This is a genomic window from Lysobacter sp. M15, from assembly GCF_022662515.1.
In the GTDB taxonomy this organism is placed as follows: Bacteria; Pseudomonadota; Gammaproteobacteria; order Xanthomonadales; family Xanthomonadaceae; genus JAKPBU01.
Genome location: NZ_JAKPBV010000007.1, coordinates 96,896 through 112,471, shown reverse-complemented (window position 1 = coordinate 112,471; position 15,576 = coordinate 96,896). Strand labels below are relative to the sequence as shown.

The window sequence follows — 15,576 nt, the reverse complement described above, 5'->3', positions numbered from 1 at the left end:
TGACCCCGGACTGGCTTTGAAGGGAAGGGCGGATGAACGATCGGACGTGCGGGGGTTCCATCACGTCCCCGGCTGCACGCATACGCGCGGATCGCTGCGCCATTCCGGGGCGGCGGCGTCCAGGCGTTCGATGACCTTGGCGATCGGCAGGACCGCCTCGTGCGAGCGCCAGCCCGGTGCCCAAGGCTGCGACAGGTCTTCCTGCCCGTCGAACAGCAGCCCCACGACCGCATGACTGCGGCGGTGGTAGACCGGCGAGCCGGAATTGCCGCGATAGGTATCGCTGTCCACGCCGATCGTGGGCTGCTGACCGAAGCGCACGCTGATGTACTCGTAGTACGGCGCGTCGCCGTCCTCGCGGCGCTGGTAGCTGTCGACGAATTCCTTGAGCTTGCCCTCGCGATAGGACTGTTCCTCGGCCGCGATCGAATCGAACTCCGCGCTGACCAGCAGCTTGAGTTCGATGTACTCGTCCTCGCTCAGCCGGAACGGGAAGTACACGAAGGTGTTGTCGTGCACGGTGCGTGGTTCGCCCAGCGGATAGCCGACCACGTACAGCGGCTCGTCGCGCAACACGCGTGCGGTCGACAGGCACTGCACCGGATACAGCGCGCCGGGCAGGGCGCCGGTTTCGTTCGCGCCCAGTTCGAGCAGGACGAAGTCGAGCTTGCCGCGCTCGTCCTCGTCGGTCAGGCGGATCGCATTCACGGGAAAGGTCTTGCGCGGCAGCTGGTTGCCGGCCAGGTCATCCTCGTAGTCGAACATCGCCTCGAATTCGTCCGGCGCCTCTTCGAAGATGCAATGGTTGTTGGTCAGGGCCAACCGCTCTCCGATCAGCACCGCGCTGCAGCGCGGCTTGTCCTCATTGCGCGAACGCAGGGCGAAGGCGCCGCGCGAGTTGGCGTAGATGCGCTCGTAGGTCTGCGGGGGATAGCGGTCGTCGCGGCCGTACAGCGATTTCTCCAGGCGGCGCAACTCTGCGTGCTGCTCGACAAGGGCGCGCTGTTCGCTGCGGTCGCCTTCCGGCAGCGTCTTGTAGGCCGCGACCACCTGTTGCTGCGCGACATCGGTCGCCTGCTTGAGCTGTCGCAGGTCGGCCTCGCTTGCGTCGGGCGCGAGCGCGCGTTCGGCGACCGCGTCCAGCCGCTGCTGCGCGACATCGACGTTGCGGTACTTCGCGCGCCAGGCCGGCGAGCGGTCGTTCCAGTTCTTGCTCGCCTGCAGCTGCACGTCCTGCACCTGCACCGCTTCGCCCGGCGCGTCGCTGATCACGGCCTGCACCGGCATCTGCCGTACCTGCTGGGAGATGACATCGGGGTTGGCCACCGGCACCGCGCCGTCCGCGGTCTGCAGTACGGCGCGATCGCCCTGCTTGGTGATCTCCACCGGCACTGCCACGCCTTGCGGTCGGGACAGGACCCGTTCGCGCAGGGCATCGCTGCTGATGCGCTGCTTGGCGGGAGCATCCTGTGCGGAGGCCGCCGCCGCTGACAACGAAGCTGCGATCGCGCCGAGCACCAGCGCGTGGCGGACGTACCGAAATCGGGAACCCATGACTCCAACCTCCGGGGGAAGGTGTGTCGCACTGCGCATTGGCGCAGCTGATGGGGACAACGCCGTTTGTCGCGGGTGTGGGCCAACATTGCGGCCTTCACGCGTGCGCTCACACTTTTGCCGGGCAGCCGACACATTTCGGCTGCGGCTGTCCGCTGTGGGCGAAGGCCTGCGTTGTCGCCATGAAACGGCACCAGGCCGCGTCCGCCATGCGACGCAGCCCTCGCGATGCTTCCCCACGCCCGCGCCCCCGCGCGAGGAGGTTTCATGCACATCCGTCGTACGCGGCTCGCCATCGCCTTGCTGGCACCGCTCGCCCTGGCGACCTGCGCACGCGAGGACGTGCGCGACGCGGCGCCCGCCGCTGCAACCGGGACATCGGCGACCGCAGTCGCCAGGGAAGAAGCTGGCGATGCCGTCGATGCGCGCACCGCGCTGCTACCCGCCGCCAGTGGCTGCGCGCCCGGCGCGCGCTGCCTGTCGGTCACCGGCACCGGGCGCCCACAGGCGAGCGGCAGCTTCGTCGCGCAGTGCCGCGGCAGGTTCGCCGACTTCATCGTGCCGAAGGCGACGTTGCCCAATGGCTACGACGGCCCATGGTTCCAGCCCAACCTGCTCGAGCAGGCGTCGACCGGCGTTCCGAGCGGCTCGCGACCATGGCGCGCATTCGATCCGCGCGATCCGGACGAACGCCTGGCCTACGCACTGGCGCTGCGCAATTACGCCTTCAGCAGCGCCGCCGCGCGCGCGCTGACGCCTAACCTCAGCGCCGATTCGCACTACTTCGACCCTGGTGGCGGCAGCGTGCCCGCGTCCCAGCGCAACCAGAAGTGGTATCCGGCGCCACGAATGTTCTACGGCCCGACCAACGCGCCGGGCACGCGCGAAGCCGCGCACGGCATGACCCTGGAGCGCACCGTGCGCGTCGGCGAACTCGGCGACAACACGATCGCCTTCCAGAACTATGCGGTGGCCTACTACGATGCCCGCGGTGGGCGCATCTTCCAGCGCCTGTGGAACACGTCCGAGGACGGCGTCGACACGCCGCGCCTGAACCGCATGCGCTTTGCCGAGCACAGCTTCGTGTTCAAACTGCTGTTCAGCGCCGCACCGGCGAATGCGTTCCCGCAGGACCTGCTCACCGGTGCGCTGCAGGTCGATATCCTGCCGAACCCCGATGCCGATCCGGTGCGGGTGCGGCTGATGCAGATCGACATCGCGGTGAAAGACAAGCGCGCCGGTGCCACCGGCTGGTACTTCGCCACCTACGCCTACGACCGCAGCCTGCCCGGCACCTCGCCGTGGAAGAAGATGGCGCCGGTCGGACTGATGTGGGGCAACGATCCGGGCGGTCCGCCGATCGAACAGTCATGGATCAATCCCGACGCGCCGGCATACGCGCGTGCGCATCTGGGCGTCGACGACCGCCTCAACGGCCCGGTCGACAACCCGGCCTCTGCATGCATGAGCTGCCACAGCACCGCGCAGGCACCGGTGGTTGCGAGCATGCTGCCGAGCGGCGCGTGCGCGCAGACCCATCGCGACGACTGGTTCCGCAACCTGTCAGGCACGACCGCGTTCGGTCGCCGCCAGAACAGCGGCGGCAGTTGCCAGACGTCCGCCTCCGGCCTCGACCTCGCCGCCGCCGATTACTCGCTGCAGATGGCCGCGACCGTGGATCGCGCGCTCGACGGCGATACGTTCAACCCCTGCACGTGGGACGAGGACAACCCGCCCACCGCGCTGGTCGCGGCACCGGTGGATGCGCTCAGACGCGAGGACGTCGAACGGTTCGAGGTGACCCGCGATCCGCCGGAGTAGGTCGGGCCTACGCGCCCGACGCGTGCGCCGGCCGTGATTCGTCGGGGACCTAGCTCCGACCTAAGCGCATGAGGGAAGCCCCTGGCCGGCGGAAGCCGGTCACCACTTGAACAGTTCGTAGTAGGTCATCGGCGGATTGTCGCCGGCCTTGTCGACGAGGCCGTCGCCGTCGCGGTCGTACAGGTAATAGGTCGGGCCGCGCGCGGGCACGACTTTGACCACCCGCAGCTGGGTGCCGACGCGGTACTCAGTGATCACATCGCCGTTGGCCTCGGTCCGCGTGTTCTCGACCGCGTTCTCCGGGATCTCCGGTCCCATGCCGCCGCTGGCGCAACCGGCCAGCGCGATCGCAAGCAGGGCAGTGGCAAGTTCGGTCTTCATCGCGAGCTCCTCTTCACGCACTGCGCGGGCGCCGCGATTATGACGGGCGAGCGCGTTGGGCGGGTGTGAGCGCGACCGCGGCCTGCGTAGAATCGCGGGATGAAGCGATTGGTCCTGATCGACGGCTCCAGTTATCTGTACCGGGCCTTCCACGCGCTGCCGCCGCTGAGCAACGCTGCCGGCGAGCCGACCGGCGCGCTGTTCGGCGTGGTCAACATGCTGCGCGCGCATCTGAAGGAACAGCCCGATTTCGCCGCCTTCGTGGTGGACGCGCCGGGCAAGACCTTCCGCGACGACCTGTATCCGCAGTACAAGGCCAACCGCCCGCCGATGCCGGACGACCTGCGGGCACAGGTGCAGCCGATGTGCGACATCGTGGCCGGGCTGGGAATGCCGATCCTGCGCATCGACGGAGTGGAAGCCGACGACGTGATCGGGACCCTGGCCCTGCAGGCCGCGGGGGAGGGCATCGACGTCACCATCTCCACCGGCGACAAGGACTTCGCCCAGCTGGTGCGCCCGGCCGAAGCCGGGCAGGGAGCGGTCGCCCTGGTCAACACGATGAGCGGCAGCCGGCTCGACAGCATCGAGCGCGTGATCGAGAAGTTCGGCGTACGGCCCGACCAGATCGTCGACATGCTCGCACTGATGGGCGACGCGATCGACAACGTGCCCGGCGTGGACAAGTGCGGGCCCAAGACCGCCGCCAAGTGGCTGGGTGAATTCGACACTCTCGACGGCGTCATCGCCAACGCCGGTGCGATCAAGGGCAAGATCGGCGACAACCTGCGCGCTGCGCTCGATCGCCTGCCGCTCAACCGCACCCTGGTGACGATCAAGACCGATGTCGCGCTCGATCAGACGCCGCAGACGCTGGTGCTGCGCGAACGCGATGCCGAAACGCTGCGCGGCCTGTATTCGCGCTACGGTTTCAACCAGGCGCTGAAGGAGCTCGACGGCGGTGCGGCGCCCGCATCAATTGCCGAGAAGGAGCCCGGCCGCGCGCGCGGGACCGGCTTCGTCGCGCCTTCAGCGCCGGTGGAGGCGGCGATCGATCCGGCGCTGTCGGCCAAGGGGGATTACGAATGCGTACTCACCCAGGCGCAGCTGGACACATGGATCGCGGCGCTGCAGACGGCCGATGCGTTCGCGTTCGACACCGAGACCGACAGCCTGGATCCGATGCGCGCGAATCTGGTCGGCATCAGCCTGGCGGTGGAACCGGGCAGCGCTGCCTACATTCCGCTGGCGCATGACTATCCGGGCGCGCCGGTGCAGCTCGATCGTAGCGCCGCGTTGCGCATGCTCGCGCCGCTGTTCGCCGACCCGCTCAAGCGCAAGATCGGCCAGCACGGCAAGTACGACCTGCACGTATTGCGCAGGCACGGCATCGACGTAGCCGGCTATGCCGAGGACACGATGCTGGAAAGCTTCGTGCTGAACTCAGGCAACAGCCGGCACGACATGGATTCGCTGGCGCAGCGTTTCCTGGGCTACGAGACGATCCGCTACGAGCAGGTCGCCGGCAAGGGCGCGAAGGCGATTCCGTTTTCGCATGTCGCGCTGGACGATGCCACCTGCTACGCCGCCGAAGATGCCGATATCACGCTGCGCCTGCATCGGGTGCTGTCGGAGAAGCTCGCCGCGGTGCCGAGCCTGCAGCGCGTCTATCGCGAGATTGAAATGCCACTGGTGCCGGTGCTCGAACGCATCGAGGCCAATGGCGTGCTGATCGACGGCGAAGAACTGCGCCGGCAGTCGGCCGACCTGTCGCGGCGCATGCTCTCGCTGCAGCAGCAGGCGACCGAGCTGGCCGGGCGCACGTTCAGCATGGACTCGCCCAAGCAGCTGGGCGCGCTGTTGTTCGACGAGCTCAAGCTGCCGGCGATGGTGAAGACGCCCAGCGGCCAGCCCTCCACCAACGAGGAAGCGCTGGAAGCCATTGCCGATCAGCACCCGCTGCCGCGGGTGATCCTGGAATACCGCGGTCTGGCCAAGCTGCGCAGCACCTACACCGACAAGCTCTCGGAAATCGCAAATCCGGACACCGGGCGCGTGCACACCAGCTATCACCAGGCGGGCGCGGCCACCGGGCGGCTGGCGTCGAGCGATCCCAATCTGCAGAACATTCCGATCCGGACCGAGGACGGGCGCCGCATCCGCCGTGCGTTCATCGCTCCGCCCGGGCGCAGGCTGGTGGCCTGCGACTACTCGCAGATCGAGCTGCGGATCATGGCCCATCTGTCGGAGGACCCGGCGCTGCTGCGCGCGTTCGAATCCGGCGACGACGTGCACCGCGCCACCGCGGCGGAAGTCTTCGGCAAGGCCTCGCTCGATGAGGTCAGCGCCAACGAGCGCCGCGCCGCCAAGGCGATCAACTTCGGGCTGATGTACGGCATGAGCGCGTTCGGGCTGGCGCGCCAGCTCGGCATTGCCCGTGGTGAGGCCCAGGATTACATCGCGCTGTACTTCAGCCGCTATCCGGGCGTGCGCGATTACATGGAGCGCACCCGGCAACAGGCGCGCGAACAGGGTTATGTCGAAACCGTGTTCGGCCGCCGGCTGTACCTGGACTACATCCACAAGGGCAACCAGGCCCAACGCGCGGGGGCCGAACGCGCGGCGATCAACGCGCCGATGCAGGGCACCGCTGCGGACATCATCAAGCGGGCAATGGTGTCGGTGGACGGCTGGTTGGCGGACCATCGCCACGACGCCGGAAAAAGCCCTGCGCTGATGATCCTGCAGGTGCACGACGAGCTGGTATTCGAATGCGACGAGGCCTTCGTCGGTACCCTGGTGGGCGAGGTCGGGCGGCGCATGGCCGCGGCCGCCGAGCTGCGCGTACCGTTGGTGGTGGACAGCGGCACCGGGCTCAACTGGGACGAGGCCCACTAGGCGTATTCAGTGGCCGGACGTGACCCGGATTTCAGGTAAACCCCGGCTGAACCCAACAAATTCTTAACCTACGCCTTCACGAACTATCAATCCGCGGGGTGGTCAGATATGCCGCGACGGATGCAACGTTCGTCGCTGATCTCTCCCTCCCCTGGAGTGATCCCGGAACGGCAAGCCCCTCCCCAGGCCCCGTTCCCCGAGCCCCGCCGGCCCCCCCTGCCAGCGGGGCTTTTTATTGGGCTACGCCCAATAAAAACCCAAGGTTTGCGTTGCAAACCTTGGGCCCCGCTATGTGCTTCCAATCCCCGCGCCTTCGGCGCGCCCCCTTACTAAGGGGGCTCTTCTCCTTGATGCGCAGGGAGAACACGGTAGCTGCGCTCACCTCGTGTCCCGCATCGCTTCCAATTCCTCGACGCTGTCGCCGTGCCCTTGCTAAGAGGGCTCTCAACAATGCCGTCATCCCCGCGCAAGCGGGGATCCAGGGACGCTAGCCCTTCAAAAATCGGATGCCCTTGGGGTTACCGTTGGCGCAATCCCCGCCGAGGATGGGCCATGTCCGATCTGTTCCAGCTTTCCGCGCCGTGGTGGCACTTCGTGCTGCGCGCAGTGGCGGTGTATCTGATGGTGATGGTGCTGATGCGGGTGTCGGGCAAGCGCGCGGTGGGGCAGTTCACGCCGTTCGATCTGGTGCTGCTGATCCTGATCGGGAACGCGGTGCAGAACGGAATCAATGGCGGCGACAATTCGCTGACCGGCGCGTTTGTGATGGCTGGCACGCTGATCGCGCTGAACTACGCGGTGGCGTTCGCCACATCGCGCAGCCGGCGCGCGGAACAGATCATCGAGGGCGTGCCGGTGGTGGTGGCGCGCGACGGCAAACTGTTCGAACAGGTGCTGCGGCGCGAGCTGGTCAGCCGCGACGACTTCGACGAGGCCTTGCGCACCAGCGGCGTGCGCCATCTGCACCAGGTCGGGATCGCGCTGCTCGAGACCAACGGCCGGATCAGCGTGGTGCAGAAGGAAGCGAGCGCCGGCGACGCGCAACCGGCCCGCTAGAATGGCGTGCTAACGACCCACGCCGTGTGGCGTGATCCATCCCATCCAGATCGACAGGACCACCATCAGGATCAGGGCCACCGACAGGCCGATGCGGCGGGTGAGCGCGTTGACCGTGCGTTTGGTCTGGCCCTTGTCGACCAGCATGTAATACAGGCCGGCGCCCAGGTTCCACAGGATCAGCAACAGGAACGCGATGATCAGCAGCGTCTTCAGCGAGTCGCTCATGTCTGGCTCCGGCGAGCGTGTCGAATGACGCCATTATCCGCGCAATCTGGCCCATCCTGCCGTGCGGTGGCCGGGGACCGGGCGTGAACCGCCGCCGCACCCTGGCGGCCGGATGGTCGCTCGCCGTGCTGGCGATCGCGGCGTTCGCCTCTCTGGGACGCTGGCAGCTGGCGCGCATGCACGAGAAGCAGGCGATGCTGGACGCTGTGCAGCACGTGCTCGATGCGCGCCGCGCGCAGCCGCTCGCGAGCGCGGGCGACACGCAGCGTGCGCGCGACTACGATTGGGCAGAAGGCGAGGGCACCTTTGCGGCCGCGCCGCCGGTGCTGCTCGACAACCAGTCGCGCGACCAGCGCCCCGGCGTGCGCGCCTATCGCCTGTTCCTCGCCCGGGATGGGTCGCGCCTGCTGGTGGAGCTGGGCTGGCTGCCGCTCGCCGGCGACCGGCGCATGCCGGCGGTGGCAGCGGTACCCGGCCAGAGGCGCATCCGCGGCCTGCTGATGCCGCCCCCGTCGCCCGGGCTGGCGGCTGCGGTCGCGGCTCGCCAGGCCGATGGCACAATAGTCACCACCGCCGTGGACGCGGACGACGTTGCGGCCCTGCTCGGGACGCCCGCGTTGCCACCGCGGGTACTGCGGCTGGATCCCGCGCTCCCGCTTGGTTACGCCCGCGACCTCGACATCCTTCCCAACACCCTGCCGCCGCAGCGGCACCTCGGTTATGCGGTGCAGTGGTTTGCGCTGGCCGCTGCGGTGCTCGCCACCGCGCTGCTGCTGACCTTCCGCAAGCCACGCCCAACCCGATGACCCAGCCCGTTCCGGAACTTCGCCGTCGCAACCGCAGGATGCTGCTGGCGCTCGCCCTGCTGTTCTTCGGCAGCTTCCTCGTCGCCGGCGCGCTGCGCTTTTCCGGCTGGCGCCCGGCTCAGCTCAAGAACCGGGGCGAACTGCTGCAGCCTTATGGCGACCTGCGCAACGTCGTGCCACGGCTCGAGCAGGGCGGCGACTACGCCTGGGATCCGAAGGCGCGGCTGTGGCGCATTGCCGTGGCACCGCCGGAGCGCTGCGGCGCGCCCTGCGTGGAACTGGCGGGGCAGCTGGAGACGGTATGGCAGCTGTTTGGCCGCGATGCCGACCGGGTGCATCTGCTGTGGATCGGCGCGGCGCCGGACAGCGCCCGCAACCATCCCGCCGCCCGACTGCTGCAGGACGACCCAGCCCTGCGCGCGCAGCTGCCGCGCCTGCGCGATCCGGCCGGCGTGCCGGTGTACGTGATCGATCCCAATGGCTTCGTCATCCTGCGTTACGCGCCCGGCTTCGATCCGGCCGACCTGCGCACCGACGTGGCGCGGCTGCTCAAGCTGAGATGACATGGCGCGCATGATCCGATCCGCCCCGCAGCGGGTTCGCCCTTATCGCCACTTCCACCGCATCGCCTGGCTTGCGGTCGCGCTGGCCCTGGGGGTGATCGTGTTCGGCGCCTTCGTGCGCCTGTCCAACGCCGGCCTGAGCTGCCCCGACTGGCCGACCTGCTACGGGCGTGCCGCCTGGCCAACGGCCGCGGCGCAGGCCGCCGACCATGCGGCGACCGCGATCCGCCCGGTGGAACCGCACAAGGCCTGGCGCGAACAGGTGCACCGGCACCTGGCTGCTACTTTGGGCCTGCTGGTCCTGGTGCTGGCCCTGCTGGCTGCGCGCCGGCAGCGCTTCGGCGTCGCCTGGATTCTCGGCGCGACGCTGCCGATCGCGCTCGGTATTCCGCTGTACATGCACGGACAACACGTGTTGGCCTTCGCACTGGCGGCCTTGGGCGAAAGCCTGCTGCTGGCGGCCGCGCTGCGCTGGTCGATCCCCGCGCCGGATGCGGCACAGGCCCCGTTGCCCGCCCCGAACACGGGCGAGGGCCTGGCGCCGGTGGCCGCACTGACCCTGATGGTGATCGTGTTCCAGGCCCTGCTCGGTATGTGGACGGTGACCTGGCTGCTCAAACCGGTGGTGGTTATGGGCCACCTGCTAGGCGGGCTGCTCACGTTCGCCCTGCTCACCTGGATGGCGTGGCGCGCGACCGACGCGCCGATCCGCCTGGCCGAGGCGGTCGCACTGCGGCGCTGGGCGCTGGTGGTGCTGGCGCTGCTCGGGCTGCAGATCGCGCTGGGCGGCTGGACCAGCGCCAACTACGCCGCGCTGGCCTGCGGCAACGACTTCCCGCGCTGCGTGGGCCAGTGGTGGCCGCGCCACGATTTCCGCGAGGCTTTCGTGCTGTGGCGGGGCATCGGCGTGGACTACGAAGGTGGCGTGCTGGACGGCGAATCGCGCATCGCGATCCAGCTTGCGCACCGGATGATGGCGGTGGTCGCGTTCGCTGCGCTGCTGGCCTTCGCCGTGCGGCTGTGGCGCAGCGCGGGCATGCGCGGCTGGGCGGCATTGCTGGCGCTGCTGGCCTGCGCGCAGGTCGCGCTGGGCATCGCCAACGTCAAGTTGCAGCTGCCGCTGACGGTCGCGGTGCTGCACAACGCCGGCGCAGCGGCGTTGCTGTTCGTGCTGGTCACGCTGCTGGCGCGCCTGCGCAGGCCGGCATGAGCACGTTTCGCACCCCATGTGGGCCATGCGCCGGGATACGCCGATGACCAGCGCCGCGCGCACCAAGGCCACGCCGCTGCGCAGCTACTGGGCGCTGACCAAGCCGCGCGTCGTCGCGCTGATCGTGTTCACCGCGCTGGTGGGCATGTTCCTGGCGGTGCCGGGGTTGCCGCCATTGCGGCAGACGCTGTTCGGCCTGCTCGGCATCTGGCTGGCGGCCGCGTCGGCCGCGGCGATCAACCATTTGATCGACCAGCGCATCGACAAGGTCATGGTGCGCACCGCCGACCGGCCGCTGGCGACCGGCTCGCTGCGGCCAGCGCAGGTGCTGGCATTCGCGGTGCTGCTGGGTGCGGCGTCGATGACGGTGCTGATCGCGCTGGTGAATCCGCTCACCGCCGCGCTCACCTTCGCATCGCTGATCGGTTACGCGATCGTCTATACCGCCTGGCTCAAGCGCGCCACGCCGCAGAACATCGTGATCGGCGGCATCGCCGGCGCCGCGCCGCCGCTGCTGGGCTGGGCGGCGGTGACCGGCATGCACGGCGAATGGGATTGGGCGCATGCATTGCTGCTGGTGTTGATCGTGTTCGTGTGGACACCGCCGCACTTCTGGGCGCTGGCGATCTTCCGCCGCGAGGACTACGCGCGCGCGCTGGTGCCGATGCTGCCGGTCACCCACGGCGTGGAGTACACGCGCTGGCAGATCCTGCTGTACACCGTGCTGCTGGTGGCGGCGACCGTGCTGCCATGGGCCACCGGCATGAGCGGCCTGTTCTATCTCGGCGGCGCATTGGTGCTCGGCGCGGTGTTCGTCTGGTACGCATGGAAACTGCTCGACCCGCCGGACGAACTGTTCGCGATGAAGGTCTTCAACTATTCCATTGTCTACCTGATGGCGCTGTTCGCCTTCCTGCTGCTCGACCATTGGCTGCTGCCGTGGCTGCAGCCGGCGCCGGCGTTCGAGCTGCGGCCGGCTGGCTAGCCACGTAGCGGCACTGGTCTTCAAACGAGAACGTTTTGCATTTGAGAATGGTTCGCAATAAGATGCGCGCTCCGCGCCGGCGCTGAGCCGCGGCGCGGGTCTCGCCCCCTGTTCGGACCCTTCATGAAACACCCGCTCAACACCACGCCACTGGCGTGGGCGATCCTGCTGTCCATCGGCCTGCCGGCCGCGGCTTTGGCCGACGAAGCCGCCGCACCTGCAACCGACCTCGACCGCATCGTGGTCAGCGAAACCCGACCTGCGGGATACGCACCGCCGCCCAGCTCCACCAGCACCGGCCTGACGCTGAGCCTGCGCCAGACCCCGCAGTCGGTCAGCGTGCTGACCCGCGAGCAGCTCGACGACTTCGGCCTGGACGACCTCAACGACGCGCTGGAGTCCACCACCGGCATCGGCGTGGAGCGGGTCGAGACCAGCCGCACCTACTACACCGCGCGCGGCTTCGACATCACCAATTTCCAGTTCGATGGCATCGGCGTGCCGCTGCCCTATGGCATCCAGAATGGCGACATCGACACCACAGCCTTCGAGCGCATCGAGGTGCTGCGCGGTGCCAATGGGCTGATGTCGGGCACCGGCAATCCTTCGGCCACGATCAATTTCGTGCGCAAGCGACCCGGCGATGATCTCGCCGGCTCGGTCATGGCGACGTTCGGCAGCTGGGACCGCAAGCGTATCGAAGCGGATGTGTCATCGCCCCTCGGTAGCGGCGACGTGCGCGCACGCGCGGTGGCGGCATACGACGACAGCGACAGCTATCTCGATCGCTACGCGCTGGAAAAGTCCGTCGCCTACGGCGTGGTCGAGGCAGACCTGGGCGAACGCACGCTGCTGACGGTGGGCGTCTCGCACCAGGACAACAACGCCGACAGCCCGCTGTGGGGCGCGCTGCCGCTGTACTACACCGATGGCACGCCGACCGACTACGACCGCAGCACCAGCACCGCGAGCGACTGGTCGTATTGGGACACGCGCGAGACGCGCGCCTTCGCCGAGCTGGCTCACGATTTTGATAACGGCTGGACCCTTGAGGGCACGCTGACCCACCAAGACAAACGCGAGGACGCGGAAATCTTCTACGTCTATGGCACGCCGGATCGCGCGACCGGGCTGGGCCTGTTCTCGTATCCGTCGTCCTACGACAACAACGTGCGCTTCCTGTATGGCGATGTGCGCGCCAGCGGGATGTTCGCGATCGGCGGGCGGCGGCACGAGCTGGTATTCGGAGCGAGTTCCGCCGACGGCAACGTCCGCGAACTGTCTGGCTACGGCACCGACATCGGCACGCCGCTGCCGCCGCTGGAGCAATTCGACGGAGGTTATCCGAAGCCGTCGTTCGATGCGTTCTCCGATGGATCGGACTTCGACTTCCGCCGCGAGACGCTCTACGCCACCGCGCGCTGGAACCTGGCGGACGCGTTCAAGCTGATCACCGGCGCGAACCATGCCCGCGTGCGCATGGACGGCAGCGGCTACGGCACGCCCAAGGCCACCGAAACCTCGCGCACCACGCCGTTCGTGGGCGCGGTGTGGGACTTCGCACAGAGCTACTCGCTGTATGCGAGCCATGGCGGGATCTTCGCCCAGCAGACCGAGCTGGACGCGAACGGTGCGCCGCTGGATCCGATCGAAGGCACCAACACCGAGGCCGGCATCAAGGGCGAGTGGTTCGGCGGGCGCCTCAACGCGTCCGCATCGGCATTCCGCGTCGAGCAGGACCACCTGGCGCTGTACGCGGGCTTCGATCCGGAAACCGGGCGCTCGATCTACGAAGGGCAGGATGCGCGATCGAGCGGGTTCGAGCTGGACGTGGCCGGCCAACTCGGCAGTATCTGGTCGCTGGCCGCCGGCTGGACCCGGCTCGACATCGAGGATGGCGACGGCAACGCGTCGCGCACCTATGTGCCGCGTTCGATGCTGCGTGCCTCGGCGGTGGCCCAGGTCGCGGCGGTGCCGGGCCTGCGCGTCGGCGGTTCGTTGCGCTGGCAGGACGGCATTCACCGCGAAGCCTTCCTGGCGGACGGTGCGGCGACCACGATACGCCAGGACAGCTATGCGATCGTCGGGCTGATGGCCGGCTATCGCGCGTCGAACGGCTGGGAAACCACGCTCAACCTCGACAATGTCACCGATGAGAAATACCTGCCGAGCCTGTACTGGGAGCAGGGCTATTACGCGGCACCACGCAACGTCTCACTGACGGTGGGCTATCGGTTCTGATGCGATTTCTCGCCCGCGTCGCAAGCGTATGTCCCGGCCTCGCGACGCGCAGCGTAGCTGAGGACAACGTGCAAGCGGCGAGCGTCGCGTTGCAACTGAAACGAGGTGGCTCACTCCGTCCTTGACGGCCGGGCACGCTCGGCCACCTCGTTCAGCGTGTCGGACGCGATATCCCAGCGCTCGGGCCTGTCGTACTCGAATTCGGCATGCAGCTTGCGGGTGTCGCGGCGGATGCGGAATACGCAGGCATCCCACGGCGCCTTGTCCGCGATACGTGTTGCCTCGCGCAGTGCGTCGAGTGCCGGCCCCAGTGCTTCGGTTCGCGGAGTGGCGGCTTCAAAGCCGCCATCGTCGAGGTAGCGGAAGCCGCTGATCCGCCGGGCCAGGCCCGGCTCGCCATAGCGCACGATCAGCGCGTAGCCGTCCCAGCGAGCTTGGTCGACGGCGGGGTCGGTCATCAGCAGCTTCCCGATACGGTCGATCAGCGCGTTCTTGTCCAATGCCGCTTCCCTGGTCGTGCCGGCCCGCAGTGCGTTGACCGCGAGTGTGCCGTCAGGCATTGGCGGTGTCGATCATCTCGTCCATCCGCGATTCGGCGATCGCGTCGAACGCCTGTCCGCCGCGGTTCTCGAACACGATCAGCGACGGGTCGTAGACCACGTTGCCGGTGGCCGGATCGATCACCTCGTAGTCGACCTGCACCTCGTCGGGGCGCCGCACGTTGTCGGGCGTCAGGTCGACGTCGATCCGCACTTCCATGCCGTTGGCCAGCCAGTCGCTCCACTCCTGTTCCATCCGGGCGTAGACGCGCTGGTTGAGGCTGCTTTCCTGCGGGAACATGTTGACCGCGCCGTGGCCGTTGACGAAGCGGTAGGCGATGATGTGGCCGACGTCGTCGCCGCTGCCCTTCATGTCGTTGTCGCTGCGGAACCGGCTTTGCGCGTTGGCCTCGATGCGGTCGGAATCGCGGCCGCCGCTGCCCGGTTCCCAGGTCAGCGTGGCTTCGGCCTCGGTCGGCCGGCCTTCGCCATCCAGCGTCCAGATCACGTCGTTTACTTCGCCCGAAACGGATTCGGTCACGGTGCCGCGGATGGTGTCGCCTTCGACATCCTCAACCGTGCCCACGGTATCGTCGGGAAAGGTCCCGTGCAGCAGCATCGCGCTGTAGCCGGCCCGGTCGGCCCCGGCGGGGTCGGCCAGCATCGCAGTGTGGCGGCTGAAATCCTCGCGATCGCCCGGCAGCGAGGACGGCCCGTGCTCGCGTGGCGCGTCGAACAGCTCGTTCGAACCGGTCATCACCCGTAGTTCGCCGTCCTCGGTCATTTCCAGCGACAGGCGCAACTCGTCGATCGAGGCTAGATCGTTGGCGTCGGCGAGCGCGCGGAAGCTTTCCTCCAGCGGCGTGCCGGCGTAGTCGCGGCCATAGACCTCTATCCGCGTGCGCTCGGGAATGGTGGCAGGATCGAACGGGTTCACCGCGCGCATCTGCGCCGGCGTGGCGTTCTCGTTGCGCAGGGTCACATCAAACCTGACCGGTACGGTGGTGGTGCCCGTGCCGGGCGCGGAAAGTTGCATCTCACCGCTGGCGGTGTAGCTGGTGTTCCACTGGTCTTCATGCTCGCCGGTGATGCGGACCGACTGCGGATCCAGATCGAAATCCACTTCACCGGGATCCGCCTGCAGCAGGCCAGGCGACATACCCTCGCTGGCGGGCTGCGCGAACAGATCGCGGAGCGGTGACGGCAACTCGGTGAAGGGCGTAATCGGCGGCGGAAGGGTGTGGAACGCTTCGAAAGTCATCGCGGCACGTCGTAGGCGGTGTCTGAAGCCGTG

General features: G+C 68.0%; 13 protein-coding genes. 8 read left to right on the top strand and 5 right to left on the bottom strand.

Annotation, left to right across the window (positions count from 1 at the left end; translation table 11 throughout):
- Positions 1 to 60: 60 nt before the first annotated feature.
- On the bottom strand, positions 61 to 1,554 hold the full coding sequence (locus MC380_RS06755; RefSeq protein ID WP_242102352.1) for a serine protease: 1,494 nt from the start codon (positions 1,552 to 1,554) through the stop codon (positions 61 to 63).
- A gap of 267 nt (positions 1,555 to 1,821) precedes the next feature.
- On the opposite strand from MC380_RS06755, the gene MC380_RS06750 reads away from it, so the two are divergent.
- On the top strand, positions 1,822 to 3,375 hold the full coding sequence (locus tag MC380_RS06750) for a hypothetical protein (RefSeq protein WP_242163820.1): 1,554 nt from the start codon (positions 1,822 to 1,824) through the stop codon (positions 3,373 to 3,375).
- Between the two features lie 99 nt (positions 3,376 to 3,474).
- Here MC380_RS06750 and MC380_RS06745 read toward each other — a convergent pair whose 3' ends face one another.
- A complete protein-coding gene (locus MC380_RS06745) occupies positions 3,475 to 3,693 on the bottom strand; it encodes a DUF2782 domain-containing protein (protein WP_242102963.1) in 219 nt (72 codons plus the stop codon).
- Positions 3,694 to 3,855: 162 nt separating this feature from the next.
- Between MC380_RS06745 and polA the strand changes: the two genes are divergently transcribed.
- Positions 3,856 to 6,654 (top strand): DNA polymerase I, encoded by a 2,799-nt coding sequence (polA, locus tag MC380_RS06740; RefSeq protein ID WP_242163818.1) that lies wholly within the window; start codon positions 3,856 to 3,858, stop codon positions 6,652 to 6,654.
- A 552-nt stretch (positions 6,655 to 7,206) separates the two neighbouring features.
- Positions 7,207 to 7,710: a YetF domain-containing protein gene (locus MC380_RS06735; protein WP_242102355.1), complete on the top strand. Its 504-nt coding sequence runs from the start codon at positions 7,207 to 7,209 to the stop codon at positions 7,708 to 7,710.
- A 9-nt stretch (positions 7,711 to 7,719) separates the two neighbouring features.
- Here the strand turns inward: MC380_RS06735 and MC380_RS06730 are convergent, their stop codons facing one another.
- Entirely contained in the window at positions 7,720 to 7,938 is a 219-nt protein-coding gene (locus MC380_RS06730; protein WP_242102356.1) for a twin transmembrane helix small protein, read from the bottom strand.
- A gap of 83 nt (positions 7,939 to 8,021) precedes the next feature.
- Between MC380_RS06730 and MC380_RS06725 the strand changes: the two genes are divergently transcribed.
- The 5 genes from MC380_RS06725 to MC380_RS06705 all read left to right on the top strand — a co-directional run bounded on the left by MC380_RS06725 (position 8,022) and on the right by MC380_RS06705 (position 13,743).
- Positions 8,022 to 8,744 (top strand): SURF1 family protein, encoded by a 723-nt coding sequence (locus tag MC380_RS06725; RefSeq protein WP_242163816.1) that lies wholly within the window; start codon positions 8,022 to 8,024, stop codon positions 8,742 to 8,744.
- A complete protein-coding gene (locus MC380_RS06720) occupies positions 8,741 to 9,307 on the top strand; it encodes a hypothetical protein (protein WP_242163814.1) in 567 nt (188 codons plus the stop codon). The genes MC380_RS06725 and MC380_RS06720 overlap by 4 nt, the downstream gene beginning before the upstream one ends.
- A gap of 10 nt (positions 9,308 to 9,317) precedes the next feature.
- Complete coding sequence (locus MC380_RS06715; RefSeq protein WP_242163813.1) at positions 9,318 to 10,517, top strand: COX15/CtaA family protein; 1,200 nt, start codon at positions 9,318 to 9,320, stop codon at positions 10,515 to 10,517.
- Positions 10,518 to 10,560: 43 nt separating this feature from the next.
- Positions 10,561 to 11,502 (top strand): heme o synthase, encoded by a 942-nt coding sequence (locus tag MC380_RS06710; RefSeq protein ID WP_242163811.1) that lies wholly within the window; start codon positions 10,561 to 10,563, stop codon positions 11,500 to 11,502.
- Between the two features lie 123 nt (positions 11,503 to 11,625).
- Positions 11,626 to 13,743, top strand: coding sequence for a TonB-dependent siderophore receptor (locus MC380_RS06705; protein WP_242163810.1), 2,118 nt, complete (start codon positions 11,626 to 11,628; stop codon positions 13,741 to 13,743).
- A 110-nt stretch (positions 13,744 to 13,853) separates the two neighbouring features.
- Here MC380_RS06705 and MC380_RS06700 read toward each other — a convergent pair whose 3' ends face one another.
- Positions 13,854 to 14,243, bottom strand: coding sequence for a hypothetical protein (locus MC380_RS06700; RefSeq protein ID WP_242163807.1), 390 nt, complete (start codon positions 14,241 to 14,243; stop codon positions 13,854 to 13,856).
- Between the two features lie 52 nt (positions 14,244 to 14,295).
- Complete coding sequence (locus MC380_RS06695) at positions 14,296 to 15,543, bottom strand: DNA/RNA non-specific endonuclease (RefSeq protein ID WP_242163805.1); 1,248 nt, start codon at positions 15,541 to 15,543, stop codon at positions 14,296 to 14,298.
- Positions 15,544 to 15,576 lie beyond the last annotated feature (33 nt).

Coding starts and splice junctions, on each gene's coding strand:
- MC380_RS06705 (WP_242163810.1), top strand. CDS start 11,626: ATGAAACACCCGCTCAACACCACGCCACTGGCGTGGGCGATCCTGCTG.
- MC380_RS06710 (WP_242163811.1), top strand. CDS start 10,561: ATGACCAGCGCCGCGCGCACCAAGGCCACGCCGCTGCGCAGCTACTGG.
- polA (WP_242163818.1), top strand. CDS start 3,856: ATGAAGCGATTGGTCCTGATCGACGGCTCCAGTTATCTGTACCGGGCC.
- MC380_RS06745 (WP_242102963.1), bottom strand. CDS start 3,693: ATGGGACCGGAGATCCCGGAGAACGCGGTCGAGAACACGCGGACCGAG.
- MC380_RS06720 (WP_242163814.1), top strand. CDS start 8,741: ATGACCCAGCCCGTTCCGGAACTTCGCCGTCGCAACCGCAGGATGCTG.
- MC380_RS06695 (WP_242163805.1), bottom strand. CDS start 15,543: ATGACTTTCGAAGCGTTCCACACCCTTCCGCCGCCGATTACGCCCTTC.
- MC380_RS06750 (WP_242163820.1), top strand. CDS start 1,822: ATGCACATCCGTCGTACGCGGCTCGCCATCGCCTTGCTGGCACCGCTC.
- MC380_RS06715 (WP_242163813.1), top strand. CDS start 9,318: ATGATCCGATCCGCCCCGCAGCGGGTTCGCCCTTATCGCCACTTCCAC.
- MC380_RS06735 (WP_242102355.1), top strand. CDS start 7,207: ATGTCCGATCTGTTCCAGCTTTCCGCGCCGTGGTGGCACTTCGTGCTG.
- MC380_RS06755 (WP_242102352.1), bottom strand. CDS start 1,554: ATGGGTTCCCGATTTCGGTACGTCCGCCACGCGCTGGTGCTCGGCGCG.
- MC380_RS06730 (WP_242102356.1), bottom strand. CDS start 7,938: ATGAGCGACTCGCTGAAGACGCTGCTGATCATCGCGTTCCTGTTGCTG.